This is a genomic window from Algoriphagus locisalis (assembly GCF_900116615.1).
Taxonomy (GTDB): Bacteria; Bacteroidota; Bacteroidia; order Cytophagales; family Cyclobacteriaceae; genus Algoriphagus; species Algoriphagus locisalis.
Genome location: NZ_FPBF01000006.1, coordinates 18,883 through 36,086, shown reverse-complemented (window position 1 = coordinate 36,086; position 17,204 = coordinate 18,883). Strand labels below are relative to the sequence as shown.

Here is a 17,204-nt window from a genome sequence, read left to right as displayed (position 1 = left end):
CGGTTTTTTATTCTGTTTAACTACTAAGTTTTAGTAAATTAACTACATATTAGTAAAAAAACTATTTTGTATTTACTATGAGGTACCTATACCTACTTTCTTTACTTTCCTTCCTTCTATCTTGTACATCAGAATCAGAGAATAAATCTACAATATCAATAGAGATTGATGATTTTGAAGAGATACAGCTTAGTTCTGAAAAGCACTTTTTCGAAGAAGTAATCAATGCTTCAAGTATGGTCCTTCAAGGTGATAAGATACTGATAAGCGAATATCACAATGTTCCTGATGAACAACCTCGAATTCATATCATAAATACCCGTGATTGGACTTATGACAAACCCAAAGGAAGGTATGGAAAAGGTCCCTTAGAGACCTTTATTCCCGATGTTATACCTACGCAAGACCCAGATAGTTTTTGGGTATATGACTACAACAACAGAAAGATCTCAACTTTTTCATTTAATGACTCTACTCTTTTGGCCAGCACTGATCGGAAAATCACAGATATAAATTATGGACCCATGAGACTAGTTTTAATTCCAAATGGAAATTACTTGGGGGTAGCAAGGGAGAATGAAAATAAAATACTTGAGTTTGACTCTGAGGGCAACCTAATTGCTTCTTATGGAGAAATTGAACTACTTGAAGAAAGACCAGATTTAACGAAGCTTCAGGTTAGTCTTCTAAACAATGGACGATTTAACGGGAATATTCAAAATGGAATATATGTCAGAGCCAGTATTTTTAGGGACCTACTAGAAGTATTCAACTATAAAACGAAAAACTTCTTCTCAATCATTGGGCCTGATCTTAAGCTACCTGAATTTGAGTATCAGGAGAGTAAATTCGGTAGAATGCTTAGTATTGAACCTGATGTGCCTTCAAAATATAGCGGAATTGCTGTATCAGAACACTATATTTTTGCGCTCTATTCAGGTTATTCTTATTTAGACTATACTGATTCTGGCCTAACCGCTAAAGAAATCCGGGTATTTGATCTGAAAGGGAATCCTATGTGGAGGTTTATTTTGGACAGATCAATAATAGAATTAGGCATTAACGAACAGACCAATGAAATCTACGGACTCACCACAGATGAAGATCCCGGGATAGCGGTTTTTAAAATTCCAGATGGCCTTTTGGACAAATAGGTATCATTCAGGAAAATGCCTATTGATAAAGGATTTAGGTAGGATGAATAGTATTTCATTAGCCTCAAAAAAAGAATTCTTCTTCGAAAATCACTCAAACTATATTTTTACCGTTTATCCCCCCCCTCTCCCCGACTCTTATAATTTAAGTAGAGATTACTTTAGATTTCGACCAACTTACTTTAATTATTAACCACTAAATATTCGTAATCATGGGAAAGATTAAAAAATTACTTGTCGGAGGGCTTTTCTGTTTGGGGATTGCCTTTATGTTCAACAGTGCAGAATCTAATGCTCAAGGAGCTGGAGAATTACCAGGAAACCACATTTGTTGCCCTTCTGGAGAAGGTTGTGTGGATAGATTGGGAGATCCCTGGCCTGAAGATGAAACCAGAACGGCTACTTCATGCACTAAGGATGCATCAGTAGATTGATTCCTATAGTGGGCTATTTCAGGTTAAGAGATAGCCTCTATTTTAAACGCGGATCTTGGTTAATTCATAAAAAAAGCAAACCACATTTCAATCCTATTTTCCAATTGCTTTTTAACTTATTCGGATGAAAAGAACCCATTTATATCTAATTTTTAGCCTCATTCTTAGCTTTTCAGGTTGTAGCAACAAAGAACCTTCTACTATTTTCGATTTTGAAAGTAACGGTAAACCAATATTTCATCTTAAAGGAGAAAAAGTTTATTTCCCTGAAGTACTTAACCCAAGAAAGATTGACCAAAAAGGCGAATTTTTAATTATTCAGGAGAGCTATAGGATTTCTTCGGAGAAACCCTTAATTCATATTATCAGAAAAAACCCACTTTCACTTTATTCCTCCAAAGGAATCATTGGGGAAGGGCCAGGTCAAATCTCAGATTCCGATATTTTTGACCCAGGACTATCTGACTCTACTTTTTGGATTAATGCGGTAATGAGTAAAAAAATGTCTCAATTTAATCTATACGACACATCAAGATTAGCCATTCGAGAATTCCGACAACCTGAAAATATGATCTTAGCTTATACAGTATATCTGACCAATAATGGCACATTTATAGGCTTGATGGCAGATAGCCCAAATAAACTGACCGAGTTTGATTTTGATGGAAAACGTATTGCAGGCTACGGAGAATGGAAGCAAATCCCAGAGCGACCAGAAATGGACAATTTTCTTTTAAGTACTTACAATAAAGGAAAGCTGAAATCCAATTCTTCGAAAAAAGTTTTTGTAACAGCCAGTTTGTATCGTGATAGGATAGAGATCTTTAATTATGAAACCAAATCATTTATTAATATAGATGGACCTCGATTGGAACTTCCGCCTGCAACTATTTCAGGATCTGGGACAAATACAACGTTGGTAATTCCAATGGATCAAAAATATGGATATAAAGATGTTGCAGTTGGTGAAAATCTTATTTATGCCCTTTATAGCGGCCAAAGTCAACAGGAAATACAATTAACAGGCAAAGATTCTGAAACAGTATATGTCCTTACTCATGAAGGTGAAATGGTAGCAAAAATTGAACTTGACAAATCAATTCGGGGAATTGCTGTAGACGAATCCCTTGGCAAAATCTACGGACTCACCACAGATGAAGATCCCGGGATAGCGGTTTTTAAAATTCCAGCAGTGCTTTTATAAACAAAAAAAGCCGACTCTATCACGAGCCGGCTTAGCAATTGGGTAACAAGCAACAATTACATCTTAGGAAGAACCACTGTATCTACAGAATGGATCACCCCATTGGATTGCCATACATCTGCAATAGTCACTTTTGATTCACCGCCGTTTTCGTCAGTGATATATAGGTCTTTACCTTTCATCCAAGCAGTCAGTTTTCCGCCTTGAACGGTAGTGAGTACAGCTTTACCATCTCCTTTTTTGATCGCAGCAGCGATTTCTTTGGATCCCATTTTACCCGCTACTACGTGGTAAGTAAGAACCGCTTGCAATTGCCCTTTGTTTTCTGGCTTCAAAAGTGTCTCTACCGTTCCTTTAGGTAGTTTTTCGAAAGCCATATTATCAGGTGCAAATACGGTGAATGGTCCAGCTCCCTGAAGAGTCTCTACCAAACCGGCTGCTTTTACTGCTGCTACCAACGTGGTGTGGTCGTTGGAATTCACTGCGTTTTCCACGATATTTTTAGAAGGATACATTTCTGCTCCACCCACCATTTTTGTTTTTTCCATTTGTGCAAAAGCTAGGTTTGCAGAAAGAAAAATAAAGGCTGCAAAAGCCATTTTGAAGAAATTTTGAATTTTCATGATCTTGTTAGTTTGATGATTTTTTTGGTTTCTTATTTGGGAGGAGATACGGGAGATCATCAGTCTCTGGATTTACATAATTTAAAAAATTTACGAGTTACGTTATTTGATTTACGAGATCATGAGAACCTCATCCGTTCATTTAACTTCAGTCCCTTTGATCAATAGATATAACTCTATTTTCTGTTCTTCTAGCTTTTCAAAACCTAAAGTCACTCTACAAACTTTCCAAAAGACCCCAAAAATGGTAGCTTTGTTCCTCGAATAAATAGAGTCCAATGTATCAGGAGAAAATCGAATCAATCAAAGCTGCTATTTCAGCCGCTGACGCAAACAATCCAGAAGAGCTGGAATCCTACAGAATGAAGTATATCTCCAAAAAATCTGTGGTAGGAGCACTTTTTGCTGATATGGCAAAAATCCCAAATGAGGAGAAAAAGGCTTACGGTCAGTTGGTCAATGGTGTGAAGCAACTTGCTGAGGAGAAATTCCAAGAGTTGATTGAAAAAGTCAATCAAGCGAATAAGAAGTCAAAATCAGCTGATATCGATTTGACTTTACCTCCTTCCAATCAAAGTCTGGGAGGAATTCACCCTCTGACTGCTACCCGGCAGCGTATCATTGATATTTTCGAGCGCATTGGTTTCAACCTTTCCGAAGGTCCGGAGATTGAAGATGATTGGCATAATTTCACTGCCTTGAATTTCCCTGAAAATCACCCAGCCCGTGAGATGCAGGACACTTTCTTTATCGAGAAAAATCCTGATATCGCACTGAGAACGCACACTTCATCAGTGCAGGTGCGTGTGATGGAAAATCAGAAACCACCGATTCGTACGCTTTCTCCAGGAAGAGTTTATAGAAATGAAGCCATTTCAGCCCGTGCACACTGTATTTTCCATCAAGTGGAAGGATTGTATGTGGATGAGAATGTTGGCTTCGCTGATCTGAAAAATACCTTATATCACTTCGCCAAAGAGATGTTTGGTAAAGAAACCAAGGTCCGGTTCAGACCATCTTATTTCCCATTTACTGAGCCAAGTGCAGAGATCGACATCACCTGTCTGATCTGTGGAGGTAAAGGCTGTAATGTCTGCAAAGGCAGTGGCTGGGTGGAGATCGGAGGATCCGGAATGGTAGATCCTAATGTCTTGGAAAACTGTGGTATTGATTCTAAAAAATATACTGGCTTTGCCTTCGGTATGGGCATAGAGCGAATAGCCATGCTGAAATATCAGATCAAGGATTTAAGATTATTCACTGAGAATGATGTGCGATTCCTGAGGCAGTTTAGGACTTTGGTGCAGTGAACTGTAGTTGAACCCTTATCTGGAGTATTTTCGTAGTAGAAATTATTCTAACTTAACTTGGTAAGCCTTTACGTACCATAGCTCTTGAAGCAGATGTGCAGCTGAAAATCAATTTGTAACTATGAAAATCACATTAGAAATAAAAGATAATAAGGCTTCTGCTTTTTTGAACTTTATCAAAAGTCTGGATTTTATTCAAATCAAGTCTGAGGAAAATATGGACGAACCAGATAAAGAAGAGATCCTTAAAAACATAGCATCAGGTTTACAAGAAGTGAAGGATTACGAAGCAGGTACCTCAACCCTTAAAAATGCTAAAGCGTTTTTAGATGAGCTATAAAGTATTAGTCACTAACACTTTTCAAAAGGATACAAAACGACTTTTTAAGAAATATCCTTCAATTAAATCCGACCTGCAGCATCTGATAGAGTCTCTTGAAACAGATCCAACTCAGGGTACTTCTCTTGGAAATAATCTATATAAAATCCGACTTTCAATTGGTTCTACAGGAAAAGGAAAGTCAGGGGGAGCGAGAGTAATTTCATTGGTGAAAATTATTCGCGAGGAGGGTTTTTTAATAGCCCTTTATTCCAAATCTGAGAAAAGTTCGATTTCAATGGAAGAGTTGCGTGAGTTGATTACAAAGCTCAAGTAGGTAAAGATTTTTTGCTTTGGTTGTCCTAATTCTCCAGAAGCTGTACAATTTGAAATGAGTTAGATTATTGCCCCTCCATTATATTTATCAGCTTATTTGCGTGGACTTTGTTCATTGTAGTTTCAAAAAAACAGGTCCAAATCTACCGACCTGAACCTGTTTTTTCTCTATGCCTTTTCTGCGATCCCGATGGCTATCGGGACTCAGCTGGGTCCGCGGTTAAAAAAAGTTAGACCGCTTTAGCTGTTTCCATTTTATAAATGATATCCTCGTAGTCGAGTTTATTCCAGTTTTCTGTAATCAGCGGATCAGCCATGACTTTATCCATTATTGATTCCTGCAGCTTTCCTTGAGCATAGGCCTCAGAATATCGCATATCTGAGAAAGTCACCATGGAATACAAGGGTATCCAGTCATTTGGATACAATTCGTAGAGCTTCGCTTCAATTTTCTTGCGGAGCACAAACTTCGGATCGGAAACAGAATCTCTCATTTCCTCGAAATTCTCCATCGCCAACTGGCAGATCGCATCCGTATCTACTTTGCGCTTTTTCTGGAATTTTTCGAAGACCAAATCCCAAGAGTTTGTCCCGTACTTATCGATCAAACCATTCAAAATGGAGCAATCTTCAAAGCCGCAATTCATCCCTTGACCATAAAACGGGACCATGGCATGGCTGGCATCTCCCATCAGCAAACTCGTTCCTTGAACCCATGGGAAGCATTCCACATTGATCAGCGCCGAAGTTGGGTTTGCAAAGTACTCCGTCATCAGATCTGGCATCAACTGATACGCATCGTCAAAATAATTGGAGAATAGGATCTCCACATCATGCTCATCATTGATTTTGTCAAAGCAAACCTTTGATCCGCTGTGTGGCAAAAACAAGGTGCAGGTAAATGTCTTATCAGGATTTGGAAGGGCTATCAGCATAAACTTGCCTCTTGGCCAGATATGCAAGGCATTTGGATCCATGGCAAATTCCCCATCAGCGGTTGCCGGGATGGTTAATTCCTTGTATTCGTGAGTGATATATTCCTGTTTATAGTTGAAGCGGATTTGCTTTTGCATTGCTAATCTTAGCGAAGAATAAGCTCCATCTGATCCAAATAGTACAGGCGCCTTAACCTTTTGCTCTCCGGATGGAGTTTGAAAAGTAATTTCCTGCTCACTGAAATTTACTTCCAGACATTTGTGCTCGAAGTTATAGTTAGCCCCAAGCTTCTCACCTTCTTCTACCAAAAGCTGGTTGAATTTTCCTCGAGAAAGGGAATAAATTGCTTGGTTCTCTTTTCCGTAGGAAATAAAAGTAGTCCCGCCATGCTCATCGTGAACCTTGCGGCCATACATAGGAATGGCCAAAGGCATCACTTTATCTTTCAACCCAACTTCTTCAAGCGCCTTCCATCCGCGGTGGCTCAGTGCCATGTTGATCGATCGCTTACCTTCCTCGAAAGTGGATTTGCGCTTGTCAGGCCTTTTGTCAAACACTTCTACTTCTAAGCCCTGACGCTTCAGGTATATAGCCATAAGGGATCCGATTAATCCGGCTCCTAACACGGTAACTTGATTCTTTTCCATTTGGATTATTTTATCCACGCTTCCTTTAAGCGAATTTCTTCAGAGATTGTTCCAAAATCTGTGCAAATCGGAACACGTCTAGGAAGCTGTTATAGAGCGGTGTAGGTGCCAGACGGATCACATTTGGGTTTCGCCAGTCGCCTACTACTCCGTATTTATACCATTCATCGAATACAGCCTTGCCTCCGCGATGAATGAGCAAAGATAACTGACAGCCTCTTTCCGCAGGATTTTTAGGAGTAATAATTTCCAAAACCCCTGAATTTCCGCTGATTTCTTCGATTAAATAGGTTAAATATGCTGTCAGCTGTTCAGATTTTCTTCTCAAGTTTGCAAATCCTGCTTCCTGAAAAATATCCAGTGATGCCTGATGAACGGCTAAACCAATAATATCCGAATTGGAAAGCTGCCAGCCATCTGCGCCATGCATAGGGATAAAACCCTTCTCCATCTTAAAACGCAGATCCTGATCATGTCCCCACCAGCCAGCAAATCTGTTCAGGTCAGGTCGCTCTGCAAATCGCTCATGGATGAATACCCCAGACACATTCCCTGGGCCAGAATTCAGGTATTTATAGCTGCACCAAGTCGCAAAATCCACATCCCAATCATGAAGACTGAGAGGAGCATTTCCAGCAGCATGTGCTAAGTCAAATCCGGCATAAGCCCCAACTTCATGGGCTACAGTCGTGATGGCTTTCATGTCAAAAACCTGCCCGGTATAATATTGCAATCCTGCCATATTCACCATCGCCAGCGAATCGCCCTGCTTTCTTATTTCTGCTAAAATATCTTCTGTGCGAAGTGTGTGCTCACCATCTCTGGGCTTTAGTTCGATGATCGCTTCTTCAGGGTCCAGTCCATGAAACTTCACCTGAGTCTCCAGCATGTATTGGTCTGAGGGAAATGCACCCGCTTCAACAATGATTTTATATCGCTCCTTAGTCGGCTGATAAAATGACACCATCAGGAGATGAAGATTCACGGAGAGATTATTCATCGCCACCACTTCATGTTCATGAGCTCCGACTATTTCTGCTAGGGCAGGCTTTGATTTTTGCTTTGCAAAAAACCAGGCATCTTCTCCATGAAAATGCCCATCCACGCCCATTTCCGCCCAATTAGTCAATTCCTTTGCGATGTAATCTTTGGCTGATTTGGGCTGTAAACCCAGCGAATTTCCACAGAGATATATTGCATCTTTTCCATTTACTTTCGGGAAAAGAAAGCGATCCCGAAAGTGTGAAAGAGCATCCTTCTCGTCCATCTCCCGAGCAAATTCGGCTGAATATTGGTAGTTCATTTTTGAAATATTTGGGTATATAAATTCTTTATACGTTCGCGAAACCATGAAAGTAATCAAATAGGATATGGCGATTAAGATCCGAAGGATTGATACGATTCATGACACTCGGCATAGCCGGGGGAAAAGGAAAAACTTGGTTAAGAAGCCCCGTAGGGGTGCTACTTTTTAGTTTCGCCCTTTCAGGGCTCGGAATGAGATCGATTCTATGACCCTGCACTTCGTACAGGGTTATGAATAGTTTTGCTCCTTCGGAGCTCGTCGTAGAATAATATGTGGCTTAAATGGTGAAATTCAAATATTATGCTGATGAATTTGATAACTGGTGAAAACCGTATAATCTCAGTTATTAAGTAAGACTCATTGTCTACACTTTAAAGACAAAAGCATCCATTACGCAGCATCGGTCATCCAACATCGGTCATTTTTTCATTTCTCCATCACTGTTCCACAATTTTTGCAGGTGTGATTCTCAAGATTGCCCCAGAATCTATCCTGCACCGGAGGCAGCTGGCTGACAATGTCGGTTACTTCGAAAAACTCCTCGTAAAGCTTTTCTCCACAATTTTCACAATGCCAGATAAATCCATCTACCTCTCCAGCTCTTCTATATCGCTCGATCACCAAACCAACAGTATTGGCAGGGCGACGGGGAGAATGTGGCACTTTTGCTGGAAGCAGGAATATTTCCCCTTCACGGATATGAATATCTTTTGGCTTTCCGTCTTCAATGACCTTTAAAACTATATCGCCTTCCATCTGATAGAAAAACTCCTCGCCTTCATTGGAGTGATAGTCTTTCCGGGAATTTGGCCCGCCAACTACCATCACGATGAAATCATCATTGCCTTTGTAAACTTGCTGATTACCAATAGGCGGCTTAAGTAGGTGTCTGTTGTCGTCTATCCATTTTTTGAAGTTGAAAGGTTGAGCTAAGGCCATATCGCTTATTTTTCTGATAAAATTGAAATCCGTTCCAGGATCACTTCTTCTGTAATCCTCCCTAAAAGTATTAAAAAACATACGCTTTTTTGGTTTACTTTGCCCTAACCCCAAAAAATGATGAGCTTCCCTATAATCGATACACACTGTGATTTGTTGTCTTATTTGGCAAGAATTCCAGGAGCGAACCCATACGCAAAAGATCAAATTGCTTGCGCTGTTCCTTGGTTGCAGGATGGAAATGTGCGGATGCAGATTTTGGCTATTTACACTGATGTAAAGCCAGAAAGCATGAATTTAGCCAAGCGCCAAGCGCTGATTTTCTCCGAATTGTTGGAGAAGTACGACAGTGATTTAACATATGCAGACGCAGGTTTTCTTCAAAACTGGGACAAGCAAAACTGTGTTGGGATAAAAGCTTCAGTCGAAAATGCAGCAGGTTTTGGTAATGAAGATGCGAGTTGGGATGAGATATACAGCCAGTTTGATTTTATTCTGGAAAAGGTGAAATCCCTTGCTTATATCAGTCTCACACATCATACAGAAAATCGCTTTGGAGGCGGAAATTACACTGAAGGAATAGGGCTGAAAGATGACGGGAAAAAGCTGTTGGATTACATGGCGGGCAAAAGCATTCCAATTGATCTTTCGCACACCTCAGATTTGCTTGCAGAAGGGATTTTAAATCATATTGATACAAACCGACTGGGTATTCCAGTAATTGCCAGTCACTCAAACTTCCGGGAAATCTGGAATCATCCAAGGAATATTACCGATGAATTTGCCAAAGAAATCATACATCGTGGAGGCATTATAGGAGTGAATTTCCTTAGAGCTTTTCTGGATCCAGAAGTGCCGGAGCGCTTATTTGATCATCTTTTCCATGGTTTTCAGATCGGTGGTGAAAAATCTATCTGCTTCGGAGCAGATTATTTTTATACCAAGGATTTTAATGATCCGGATCGATTTCCATTTTATTTTCCATTGGTGGAGAACGCCGGCAAATACCCATCTCTTCTCAAAAGCCTGGAAGATAAATTGAGCCCGGAAGATCTGGAGGGCTTGGCCTATAGAAATGCGCTAGAATTCTATAGAAAAATGAAGTTATAATGTCCTCACATCATTTCGTCAAAGATAAACAGGAGCCTGCAGTGCTAATTTTGGAAGTGGATCAGATTAGATTTGATCAGGTTTCCCCTTTGCTGGAATGGGTCCCAACGGTACTTGTGAGTGAAAATGTACTGGATCAAGTGTTAAGCTGGGGAATTAAAATTGATGTGATTTTAGCTTCAGAAGCATTTCAAGCAGCAAATCAAAACTTGCTGGAAGAGCAATTTCCAGTGAAATTCATCACTTCAATAGATGAAAATTATTTACAAGCTGGGTTGGATTATCTGGTTTCTACCCAACACAAAGCAGTTCATTTGGTAGGTATTTCGCATCTGAAAGCACTTGAGCTACAGGAAAAACTTGAACTTTTAAATCTCACCATTTTGGATGGAGAGTGGAAATATTATCCTGTCAAATCAGGTGAATTCAAAAAGTGGTTTGCAGAAAGTAGCATCCATATTCATGGTAAGGAAGGCATACCGGTGCAGGTTCAAAATGAAAATGGAGAATTGATTTTGCCTATTACTTACGCAACCATGCTGGAAGTTCCAGAAGGCATAACAACAATTAAAGCACCTGGGATTTTTTGGATTGGGGAGCAGGTTTATTCATAAACTTTAGAAAAACTAAGGTTCCCAATCCATAGCAAAGCACATCAAGCGGGTCAGCAGTATAAGTCCGTGAGTTCAGCGGCAAGGCTATTTCAAAAACAACGGAAAAATATGCCAGCCCGATAATGATCTGTTTTCTGCTAACAATCAATTGACTTCCCGCTGGATGCATCCATCGCATCACTTGCAGGCAAAGACCAAAAACTACAGGCATAGCCATCAAGTCATCTCCATAAGCATGATAGAAAGGAATAAAAATTCCCAGAGATTTCTCCAGGTATTGATTTACCCAGAATGCGATAGAAGCAAAAATGAAAATTGGGTTTTTGAATAGATCTATCACCCCGGTAATGCTGCTATAAGCCACATGATAAAGGTCATGATGGCCATGAACACGGTGTAAAAGAGGTTGCCGGATTTCTTAAAGAACTTTTTAATCCCCGAATCCTCCGGATTGATGTAAAACATCCAGTCTTTTTCTTGGCGGTCTTTTTCCTGCGTGAATTTTGCCTTTCGCTCCAGTTCTACAGGAGATAGAAGCTCCCCACAATGCTCGCAGCGATCCTCGTAGTTATTTGTCCAAGTTGACCATTCTCCGCAATTGGGGCATTTTTTCTGGCTCATAAGGCTATGCTAATTCTTTGGGTAATTTACCAACTAAAACTTCAAGTGGCAAACCAAGCTTTTCACTTAATCCGCGAATCATATCGACGGTCAGACTTCTTTTTCCATTTAAAATCTTTGAAATATTCCCTGCATCACCCATTATAGGCTCCAAATCTTTGTTCTTTAGATTCAGGTCTGACATCCTATTTTTTATTGCTTCGATTGGATCTAAAGAAGGAAATGAAAAATTTTCTTGTTCATATAGCCTAACCAAAGTCAAAAGCAATTCTAACTCATCTCCTTCCGGAGAACCTTTCTCAGCATCAAAAAGCTCATCTATCCTAGATAGATAGATTTGATACAATGCATCATTATGGATTACCTTGATCATTTGCTAAAGTATTTTCCGTAAGTACTTTCTGCATGGAATGAGGAACATTGGTTTGTATATACTACGATTTCATTTTCCGCAATTTTATTCCAATAGTCTACAAGTTCCATTTCAATATTGTAACATTTCATTTTACGTATTGATAATCCTCCTATTGGTGGCGGGGGTGGAGAAACAACAGTTTCAAAAATTTCGTCTTTTTTATAAATCGCTTCACTAAAAGGGCGAAGATTTTCAAATTTTTCTATTAGCGTACCAACTATGATATACTTTTCTCCAAACCTGAAGGATTGGGTGCAATTGTCTGTTTCAAACTGATTAATATAAACGAATTCAGTTTGTAAGCTACCCTTGTAAACCTTCTCTACCTTGAATTTTACATTTATTCCAACTTTTTCGCTATCCCAAACAGCTTCTATAGAATCACTATGATGAACATTTTCAACAGCTGTTCCCAATAATACATAGTCAGCATTCTTTGTGATTTTTTTAGCAACTTTTTTAGCAATTGTATTGCAGGTACAAGCCCATCCAAAAGTTGTAAGACTCAAAATGAAAAGGATGAGCACAGTTTTTTTCAAAATTGAAGCACAATGGTACTGATGCCTTTCAGTATTTTGAATTTTATTTATCATAACTACAATCTAACTACTTGCTACTTAAGTCTAGTGTCTTGAAACTCAAATCTAACGTCTCGCAGTTGCAATCCTATCCTTCCCATTTAAATCCTTCAAAACCTGAACATCTGAATACCCAAGGCTTTGCATCATTTTTCCTACTTCATTACCGTACTTTTCATTGATTTCAAAATACAATTTTCCTCCTGGCTTGAGTAGATATTTTCCTTTTTCAGCGATAGTCCTGTAAAAAATCAGCGGATCATCATTGCTCACAAACAGAGCCAATCCAGGCTCAAAATCCAGCACATTGCGATGCATATCAGATTTCTCCCGCTCCGGAATGTAGGGAGGGTTACTTACCAAAATATCCAGTTCCGATACGACTGGGGTCTGTGTTAGAATATCACAGGAGGAGAAAGTCACTTTTGCTCCCAGAGCTTCCGCGTTTTGAATAGCAATTTTCAATGCTTCTTGAGAGATGTCAACAGCAAAAACTTCAGGAGCTTTCATCTCCAATGCCAGGGATATAGGAATGCAACCCGTGCCAGTGCCAATATCCAATACCTTTAATCCAGCATTTGGATTTTCTTTAATAATCATATGAACCAGCTCCTCGGTTTCATTTCTTGGAATCAAGGTAGCTGGACTGACCAAAAAGTCTCTTCCATAAAAAGGCCCTTTTCCCATTATATACTGAATAGGCTCGCCGGTTTTCAACCGTGCAAAGTCCTCAAAGAGCTTAGCTGGAAAGGTCGATTCATTCGCTTCATCTAGAATCTGAGTTCTTCTCCATCCAACATGGTGTTCCAACAACCAGCTTACGAGTGATTCGGCCTCCTGCTTTTCGTAGATAGGTAGCCTTGCAGCCCAAGAATAAATAAGCTCTTGATAGATGGACATGTGATGATGGGTTTTGGAAAATTTAAAATGTAAAGGTATCAAAACCAAAAATTCTATTTTAGAATCTAAGATCACATTCTCAAAACACAGTTTTCAAGCCATTTAAAAATCTCATTCTGACAGACTCAGAAAGAAAAACTACCTTTGTGCAGAATTTATTTCCCATGAAGCTACATAACAATACCATCCGCGGAGTTCATACCGCACTTGCAGCCATTTTTGAAGAAGGTCAATACGCAGATAAAGTCATCGAAAGGACACTGAAATCCAACCCGAAATGGGGTGCGCGTGACCGATCTTTCATTGCTGAGACTACCTATGAAATGGTACGCTGGTGGCGTTTGATTAATTATTTGAGCCCAAGCAAGGAGCCATATGATCTTTTTGGAACCTATTGGTTGATGCAGGGTCATACACTTCCACCGTGGGAGGAATTTGCAAAAATCAATCCTGACAAGCTTAAAGAAAAGTACGAGAAATTGGATGATCCGGCCAAGTTGGAGTCAGTTCCTGATTGGCTTTTTGATCTGGGAAAGAAAGAATTGGGAGATAAATGGGAAGCGGAAATCCACAGCTTGAATCAGGAAGCACAAGTTGTGTTGCGTGTAAATACGCTAAAAACTACCCGCGAACGCCTGAAAAACAGACTGGCAGAGGATAATATTCATACGCATATTATTAAGGGATATCCAGATGCTTTGATTCTCGATGAACGTACCAATGTCTTCAGAAATGCAGCTTTCAAAGAAGGAATGTTTGAAGTGCAGGATGCATCTTCTCAGTTAGTAGCCGCGGCCTTAGCTGTAGAACCTGGCATGCGGGTAATCGATGCGTGTGCGGGTGCAGGTGGAAAATCCCTTCATATCGCGGCGTTGATGCAAAACAAAGGAAAAGTTCTTTCCATGGATGTGGAAGAATGGAAACTTCAGCAAACTAAGCTTAGAGCGCGTAGAGATGGAGTTTCTATCATAGAGCGTAAAGTGATCGAAGGCTCTAAGACAATCAAAAGAATGAAAGAGACCGCTGATAGATTACTATTAGACGTTCCTTGCTCGGGACTTGGCGTACTTCGAAGAAATCCTGATACCAAGTGGAAACTGAGTGAAGAATCCATCGAAAAGGTACGTCAAACGCAGCAGGAGATTCTTCAAAGTTATCCTTCCATGGTGAAACCAGGTGGACAAATGGTCTATGCTACCTGTAGTATTCTACCCTCTGAAAATCAGGATCAAATCGCCAAATTCTTAGAAAGTGAAGCAGGAAAGGACTTTTCTTTAATCGAAGATCAGAAAGTTCTCGCTCAGGAGAGTGGATTTGATGGATTCTATATTGCGAGACTTCAGAAGAAGTAGACTTACTCTTCTTGAAAAAAGAACTCAACAGAAGCACAAAATTCAATTTCAAGTTATTTTCTCTCAGCCCTCAAATTTGGTTTTAACAAGAAATAGAACGCTTTTCCAAATTTATTTTGGAGGGGATTAGTTTGGCATTGAATTTTGTGTGTAACTTTGACGGGCAAATAGGGTTACCTCCACACCAGTATTTGCCATGAATAGAAACTCCGACAAGTTCCTTTACGAAGCACTCACCTACGACGATGTGCTTCTTGTTCCAGGTTATTCAGAAGTCCTTCCACGCGACACGAATACCTCCACCCAACTCACCAAGAAAATCAGGTTAAACATTCCTTTGGTTTCCGCTGCTATGGACACGGTAACTGAGGCGGAATTGGCTATTGCCATAGCGCTAGAAGGTGGACTTGGATTTGTTCACAAGAACATGTCTATCGAGCAGCAAGCTGCGCAGGTACGCAAAGTAAAGCGTTCTCAAGCAGGTATGATCCTGGATCCAATTACACTTCATATCGACTCCAAGGTACGTGATGCGGAGACGATCATGCGTGAATATCATATTGGAGGAATTCCAGTCGTGGATGAAAATAAGGTTTTGAAAGGGATCATTACCAATCGGGATCTTCGTTTTATCAAAGATCAGAATCGTCCAATTGTGGAAATAATGACGATTGACAATCTCATCACTGCGAAGTCTGGTGTATCACTAGAGCAGGCTGAAGAGATTCTTCAGGAATACAAAATCGAGAAACTTCCCATAGTAGATGACGAGTACAAGCTAACTGGCTTGATTACCTACAAGGATATTCTGAAAAGAAAAGATAAGCCAAATGCTTGTAAAGATGAGTTTGGAAGACTACGTGTGGGAGCAGCAGTGGGTGTGACTGCAGATATTGTGGAGAGAGTAGAGGCATTGAAAAATGCAGGAGTTGATGTGGTTTCTATCGATACTGCTCATGGCCACTCTAAAGGAGTAATCGAAACGTGTAGAAAAATCAAAGATGCTTTCCCTGGACTGGAAGTAATCGTAGGAAATATTGCAACTCCAGAGGCAGCTATTGCATTGGCAGACGCGGGTGCAGATGCAGTCAAAGTAGGCGTTGGTCCAGGTTCTATCTGTACTACTCGAATCATTGCTGGTGTAGGTGTTCCTCAATTATCTGCTGTGTTTGAATGCTCGGAAGCATTGAAAGGTCGCGGAGTACCAGTGATCGCTGATGGGGGTATTCGTTATTCAGGAGATTTGGTAAAAGCTATCGCAGCTGGCGGAAGTTCCATTATGATTGGCTCTTTGCTAGCAGGAACAGAGGAAGCTCCGGGAGAAATGATCATTTTCCAGGGCAGAAAATTTAAGTCTTATAGAGGGATGGGTTCACTTGAAGCAATGGAGTCGGGTTCCAAAGACCGTTACTTCCAAGATGCTGAAGACAATATTAAAAAGCTGGTTCCAGAAGGAATCGTAGGTAGAGTTCCTTTCAAAGGCTTAGTTTCAGAAGTTCTTTACCAATTGGTAGGTGGACTACAAGCGGGAATGGGATACTGTGGTACTCAGACTATTGAGGACTTGCAGAAAAACGGAAAATTCGTCAAAATCACTGCTGCCGGAGTAAAAGAATCACATCCACATGATGTGTCTGTGACCAGAGAAGCTCCTAACTATAGCTTGAAAGGGTAAACTTAACATGGGTTAAGAAGCATACATAAAAAGGACAAGGCCGAGAATTTCTCGGCCTTGTTCTTTTTAATGGTTTTTAATTTTTCAATAGAATACCCGCTTTTCTGCCAATCGGTAGGCTAGAGTAATATAGAATTGTTAAACTTTAGAATTGAGGCCACTTCGGTCTTCGGTCATCGGTCTTCCAACCAGGTTAGCGAAGGATTTAAAGTAACTGGCATCATTGCGGAAAATCATATTTTTCAATCTTTCAATTTTGTAATCTTTCAATTTCAACCATTCACTTCAAAACTCACATCCCATTCTTCAACTACTTTTACAGCGCTGTGAAAATCTGCATGCAGAGGATTGATCAACACATTATGCTCGCTTGGATAGCTGCTAAGAGGAATTCTGCAGGATGGGATTCTTAGAAGCGGGGAAATCATCCTTTTTGCCCAAGCTGTTCCAAACTCCTGAGTTGAGCGAGGATGAGGTCTGTTTCTCCAATCAGCAGGTAAAAGTGTAGCATCTAATTCGGGTATGGGAGGTTGAATCTCCAGCATTACCAACTTCCACTTACTTTGAGTCGTTACTGCACCTTTGATGCTAAGAAGCTCGAGGAAATTCAGAGAGGAAACACTGCACCCGTAGATCAAAGGAGTGCCGTATTCATTCCACCTACCTGCACCAAGTCCATACCCTAATGCGTTTCTCCCGGCTAGATTTTCAATTAATCGAAAATATCTCAC

General features: G+C 40.2%; 20 protein-coding genes. 10 read left to right on the top strand and 10 right to left on the bottom strand.

What is annotated here, in order from left to right; genetic code table 11:
• Positions 1-77: 77 nt before the first annotated feature.
• The 3 genes from BM386_RS16180 to BM386_RS16170 all read left to right on the top strand — a co-directional run bounded on the left by BM386_RS16180 (position 78) and on the right by BM386_RS16170 (position 2,792).
• Entirely contained in the window at positions 78-1,154 is a 1,077-nt protein-coding gene (locus BM386_RS16180) for a BF3164 family lipoprotein (RefSeq protein WP_091696210.1), read from the top strand.
• A 212-nt stretch (positions 1,155-1,366) separates the two neighbouring features.
• Positions 1,367-1,588 carry a hypothetical protein gene (locus BM386_RS16175; protein WP_091696209.1) on the top strand — a complete coding sequence of 74 codons (222 nt, stop codon included), beginning with the start codon at positions 1,367-1,369 and terminating at the stop codon, positions 1,586-1,588.
• A 124-nt stretch (positions 1,589-1,712) separates the two neighbouring features.
• Complete coding sequence (locus tag BM386_RS16170) at positions 1,713-2,792, top strand: BF3164 family lipoprotein (protein WP_091696207.1); 1,080 nt, start codon at positions 1,713-1,715, stop codon at positions 2,790-2,792.
• A 56-nt stretch (positions 2,793-2,848) separates the two neighbouring features.
• On the opposite strand, the gene BM386_RS16165 is transcribed toward BM386_RS16170, so the two are convergent.
• A complete protein-coding gene (locus BM386_RS16165) occupies positions 2,849-3,415 on the bottom strand; it encodes a fasciclin domain-containing protein (protein ID WP_091696742.1) in 567 nt (188 codons plus the stop codon).
• A 278-nt stretch (positions 3,416-3,693) separates the two neighbouring features.
• On the opposite strand from BM386_RS16165, the gene pheS reads away from it, so the two are divergent.
• From pheS to BM386_RS16150, 3 genes are all read left to right on the top strand, one after another.
• The gene (pheS, locus tag BM386_RS16160) at positions 3,694-4,725 is read left to right on the top strand and encodes a phenylalanine--tRNA ligase subunit alpha (RefSeq protein WP_091696205.1); all 1,032 of its coding nucleotides are present in this window, start codon (positions 3,694-3,696) and stop codon (positions 4,723-4,725) included.
• A 121-nt stretch (positions 4,726-4,846) separates the two neighbouring features.
• Positions 4,847-5,065: a hypothetical protein gene (locus BM386_RS16155; protein WP_091696203.1), complete on the top strand. Its 219-nt coding sequence runs from the start codon at positions 4,847-4,849 to the stop codon at positions 5,063-5,065.
• On the top strand, positions 5,055-5,381 hold the full coding sequence (locus BM386_RS16150; protein WP_091696201.1) for a type II toxin-antitoxin system RelE family toxin: 327 nt from the start codon (positions 5,055-5,057) through the stop codon (positions 5,379-5,381). The genes BM386_RS16155 and BM386_RS16150 overlap by 11 nt, the downstream gene beginning before the upstream one ends.
• A gap of 229 nt (positions 5,382-5,610) precedes the next feature.
• Here BM386_RS16150 and BM386_RS16145 read toward each other — a convergent pair whose 3' ends face one another.
• From BM386_RS16145 to BM386_RS16135, 3 genes are all read right to left on the bottom strand, one after another.
• On the bottom strand, positions 5,611-6,963 hold the full coding sequence (locus BM386_RS16145) for an FAD-dependent oxidoreductase (protein ID WP_091696741.1): 1,353 nt from the start codon (positions 6,961-6,963) through the stop codon (positions 5,611-5,613).
• A gap of 25 nt (positions 6,964-6,988) precedes the next feature.
• Complete coding sequence (gene kynU / locus BM386_RS16140; protein ID WP_211482920.1) at positions 6,989-8,266, bottom strand: kynureninase; 1,278 nt, start codon at positions 8,264-8,266, stop codon at positions 6,989-6,991.
• Positions 8,267-8,695: 429 nt separating this feature from the next.
• Positions 8,696-9,208, bottom strand: coding sequence for a 3-hydroxyanthranilate 3,4-dioxygenase (locus BM386_RS16135; protein WP_091696738.1), 513 nt, complete (start codon positions 9,206-9,208; stop codon positions 8,696-8,698).
• 120 nt (positions 9,209-9,328) lie between these two features.
• Between BM386_RS16135 and BM386_RS16130 the strand changes: the two genes are divergently transcribed.
• Together BM386_RS16130 and BM386_RS16125 are read left to right on the top strand one after the other, a co-directional pair.
• On the top strand, positions 9,329-10,318 hold the full coding sequence (locus tag BM386_RS16130; protein ID WP_091696737.1) for a dipeptidase: 990 nt from the start codon (positions 9,329-9,331) through the stop codon (positions 10,316-10,318).
• The gene (locus BM386_RS16125) at positions 10,318-10,932 is read left to right on the top strand and encodes a thiamine pyrophosphokinase (RefSeq protein WP_091696198.1); all 615 of its coding nucleotides are present in this window, start codon (positions 10,318-10,320) and stop codon (positions 10,930-10,932) included. The genes BM386_RS16130 and BM386_RS16125 overlap by 1 nt, the downstream gene beginning before the upstream one ends.
• Here the strand turns inward: BM386_RS16125 and BM386_RS16120 are convergent.
• The 5 genes from BM386_RS16120 to prmC are packed head-to-tail and all read right to left on the bottom strand — an operon-like array spanning position 10,886 to position 13,446.
• Positions 10,886-11,296 carry a magnesium citrate secondary transporter gene (locus BM386_RS16120; protein WP_244545550.1) on the bottom strand — a complete coding sequence of 137 codons (411 nt, stop codon included), beginning with the start codon at positions 11,294-11,296 and terminating at the stop codon, positions 10,886-10,888. The two genes, BM386_RS16125 and BM386_RS16120, sit on opposite strands and share 47 nt — an antisense overlap.
• Positions 11,269-11,553, bottom strand: coding sequence for a class I tRNA ligase family protein (locus BM386_RS16115; RefSeq protein WP_091696194.1), 285 nt, complete (start codon positions 11,551-11,553; stop codon positions 11,269-11,271). Before BM386_RS16115 ends, BM386_RS16120 begins: the two co-directional genes overlap by 28 nt.
• A 4-nt stretch (positions 11,554-11,557) precedes the next feature.
• On the bottom strand, positions 11,558-11,899 hold the full coding sequence (locus BM386_RS16110; RefSeq protein WP_244545549.1) for a helix-turn-helix domain-containing protein: 342 nt from the start codon (positions 11,897-11,899) through the stop codon (positions 11,558-11,560).
• Between the two features lie 23 nt (positions 11,900-11,922).
• Complete coding sequence (locus BM386_RS16105) at positions 11,923-12,561, bottom strand: hypothetical protein (RefSeq protein WP_091696190.1); 639 nt, start codon at positions 12,559-12,561, stop codon at positions 11,923-11,925.
• Positions 12,562-12,612: 51 nt separating this feature from the next.
• Positions 12,613-13,446: a peptide chain release factor N(5)-glutamine methyltransferase gene (prmC, locus tag BM386_RS16100; protein ID WP_091696188.1), complete on the bottom strand. Its 834-nt coding sequence runs from the start codon at positions 13,444-13,446 to the stop codon at positions 12,613-12,615.
• Positions 13,447-13,610: 164 nt separating this feature from the next.
• On the opposite strand from prmC, the gene BM386_RS16095 reads away from it, so the two are divergent.
• Positions 13,611-14,798, top strand: a complete 1,188-nt coding sequence (locus tag BM386_RS16095; protein ID WP_091696187.1) for a methyltransferase domain-containing protein — start codon at positions 13,611-13,613, stop codon at positions 14,796-14,798.
• A gap of 196 nt (positions 14,799-14,994) precedes the next feature.
• Entirely contained in the window at positions 14,995-16,473 is a 1,479-nt protein-coding gene (guaB, locus tag BM386_RS16090; RefSeq protein WP_091696185.1) for an IMP dehydrogenase, read from the top strand.
• 272 nt (positions 16,474-16,745) lie between these two features.
• On the opposite strand, the gene BM386_RS16085 is transcribed toward guaB, so the two are convergent.
• The gene (locus BM386_RS16085) at positions 16,746-17,204 is read right to left on the bottom strand and encodes an RES family NAD+ phosphorylase (protein WP_091696183.1); all 459 of its coding nucleotides are present in this window, start codon (positions 17,202-17,204) and stop codon (positions 16,746-16,748) included.

What these genes read in the sequence shown, in the direction of transcription:
- BM386_RS16125 (WP_091696198.1), top strand. Translation starts at nt 10,318, where the DNA reads ATGTCCTCACATCATTTCGTCAAAGATAAACAGGAGCCTGCAGTGCTA.
- prmC (WP_091696188.1), bottom strand. Translation starts at nt 13,446, where the DNA reads ATGTCCATCTATCAAGAGCTTATTTATTCTTGGGCTGCAAGGCTACCT.
- BM386_RS16145 (WP_091696741.1), bottom strand. Translation starts at nt 6,963, where the DNA reads ATGGAAAAGAATCAAGTTACCGTGTTAGGAGCCGGATTAATCGGATCC.
- BM386_RS16175 (WP_091696209.1), top strand. Translation starts at nt 1,367, where the DNA reads ATGGGAAAGATTAAAAAATTACTTGTCGGAGGGCTTTTCTGTTTGGGG.
- BM386_RS16115 (WP_091696194.1), bottom strand. Translation starts at nt 11,553, where the DNA reads ATGAGCCAGAAAAAATGCCCCAATTGCGGAGAATGGTCAACTTGGACA.
- BM386_RS16150 (WP_091696201.1), top strand. Translation starts at nt 5,055, where the DNA reads ATGAGCTATAAAGTATTAGTCACTAACACTTTTCAAAAGGATACAAAA.
- pheS (WP_091696205.1), top strand. Translation starts at nt 3,694, where the DNA reads ATGTATCAGGAGAAAATCGAATCAATCAAAGCTGCTATTTCAGCCGCT.
- BM386_RS16165 (WP_091696742.1), bottom strand. Translation starts at nt 3,415, where the DNA reads ATGAAAATTCAAAATTTCTTCAAAATGGCTTTTGCAGCCTTTATTTTT.
- BM386_RS16180 (WP_091696210.1), top strand. Translation starts at nt 78, where the DNA reads ATGAGGTACCTATACCTACTTTCTTTACTTTCCTTCCTTCTATCTTGT.
- BM386_RS16170 (WP_091696207.1), top strand. Translation starts at nt 1,713, where the DNA reads ATGAAAAGAACCCATTTATATCTAATTTTTAGCCTCATTCTTAGCTTT.
- BM386_RS16105 (WP_091696190.1), bottom strand. Translation starts at nt 12,561, where the DNA reads ATGATAAATAAAATTCAAAATACTGAAAGGCATCAGTACCATTGTGCT.
- kynU (WP_211482920.1), bottom strand. Translation starts at nt 8,266, where the DNA reads ATGAACTACCAATATTCAGCCGAATTTGCTCGGGAGATGGACGAGAAG.
- BM386_RS16135 (WP_091696738.1), bottom strand. Translation starts at nt 9,208, where the DNA reads ATGGCCTTAGCTCAACCTTTCAACTTCAAAAAATGGATAGACGACAAC.
- guaB (WP_091696185.1), top strand. Translation starts at nt 14,995, where the DNA reads ATGAATAGAAACTCCGACAAGTTCCTTTACGAAGCACTCACCTACGAC.
- BM386_RS16095 (WP_091696187.1), top strand. Translation starts at nt 13,611, where the DNA reads ATGAAGCTACATAACAATACCATCCGCGGAGTTCATACCGCACTTGCA.
- BM386_RS16155 (WP_091696203.1), top strand. Translation starts at nt 4,847, where the DNA reads ATGAAAATCACATTAGAAATAAAAGATAATAAGGCTTCTGCTTTTTTG.
- BM386_RS16130 (WP_091696737.1), top strand. Translation starts at nt 9,329, where the DNA reads ATGAGCTTCCCTATAATCGATACACACTGTGATTTGTTGTCTTATTTG.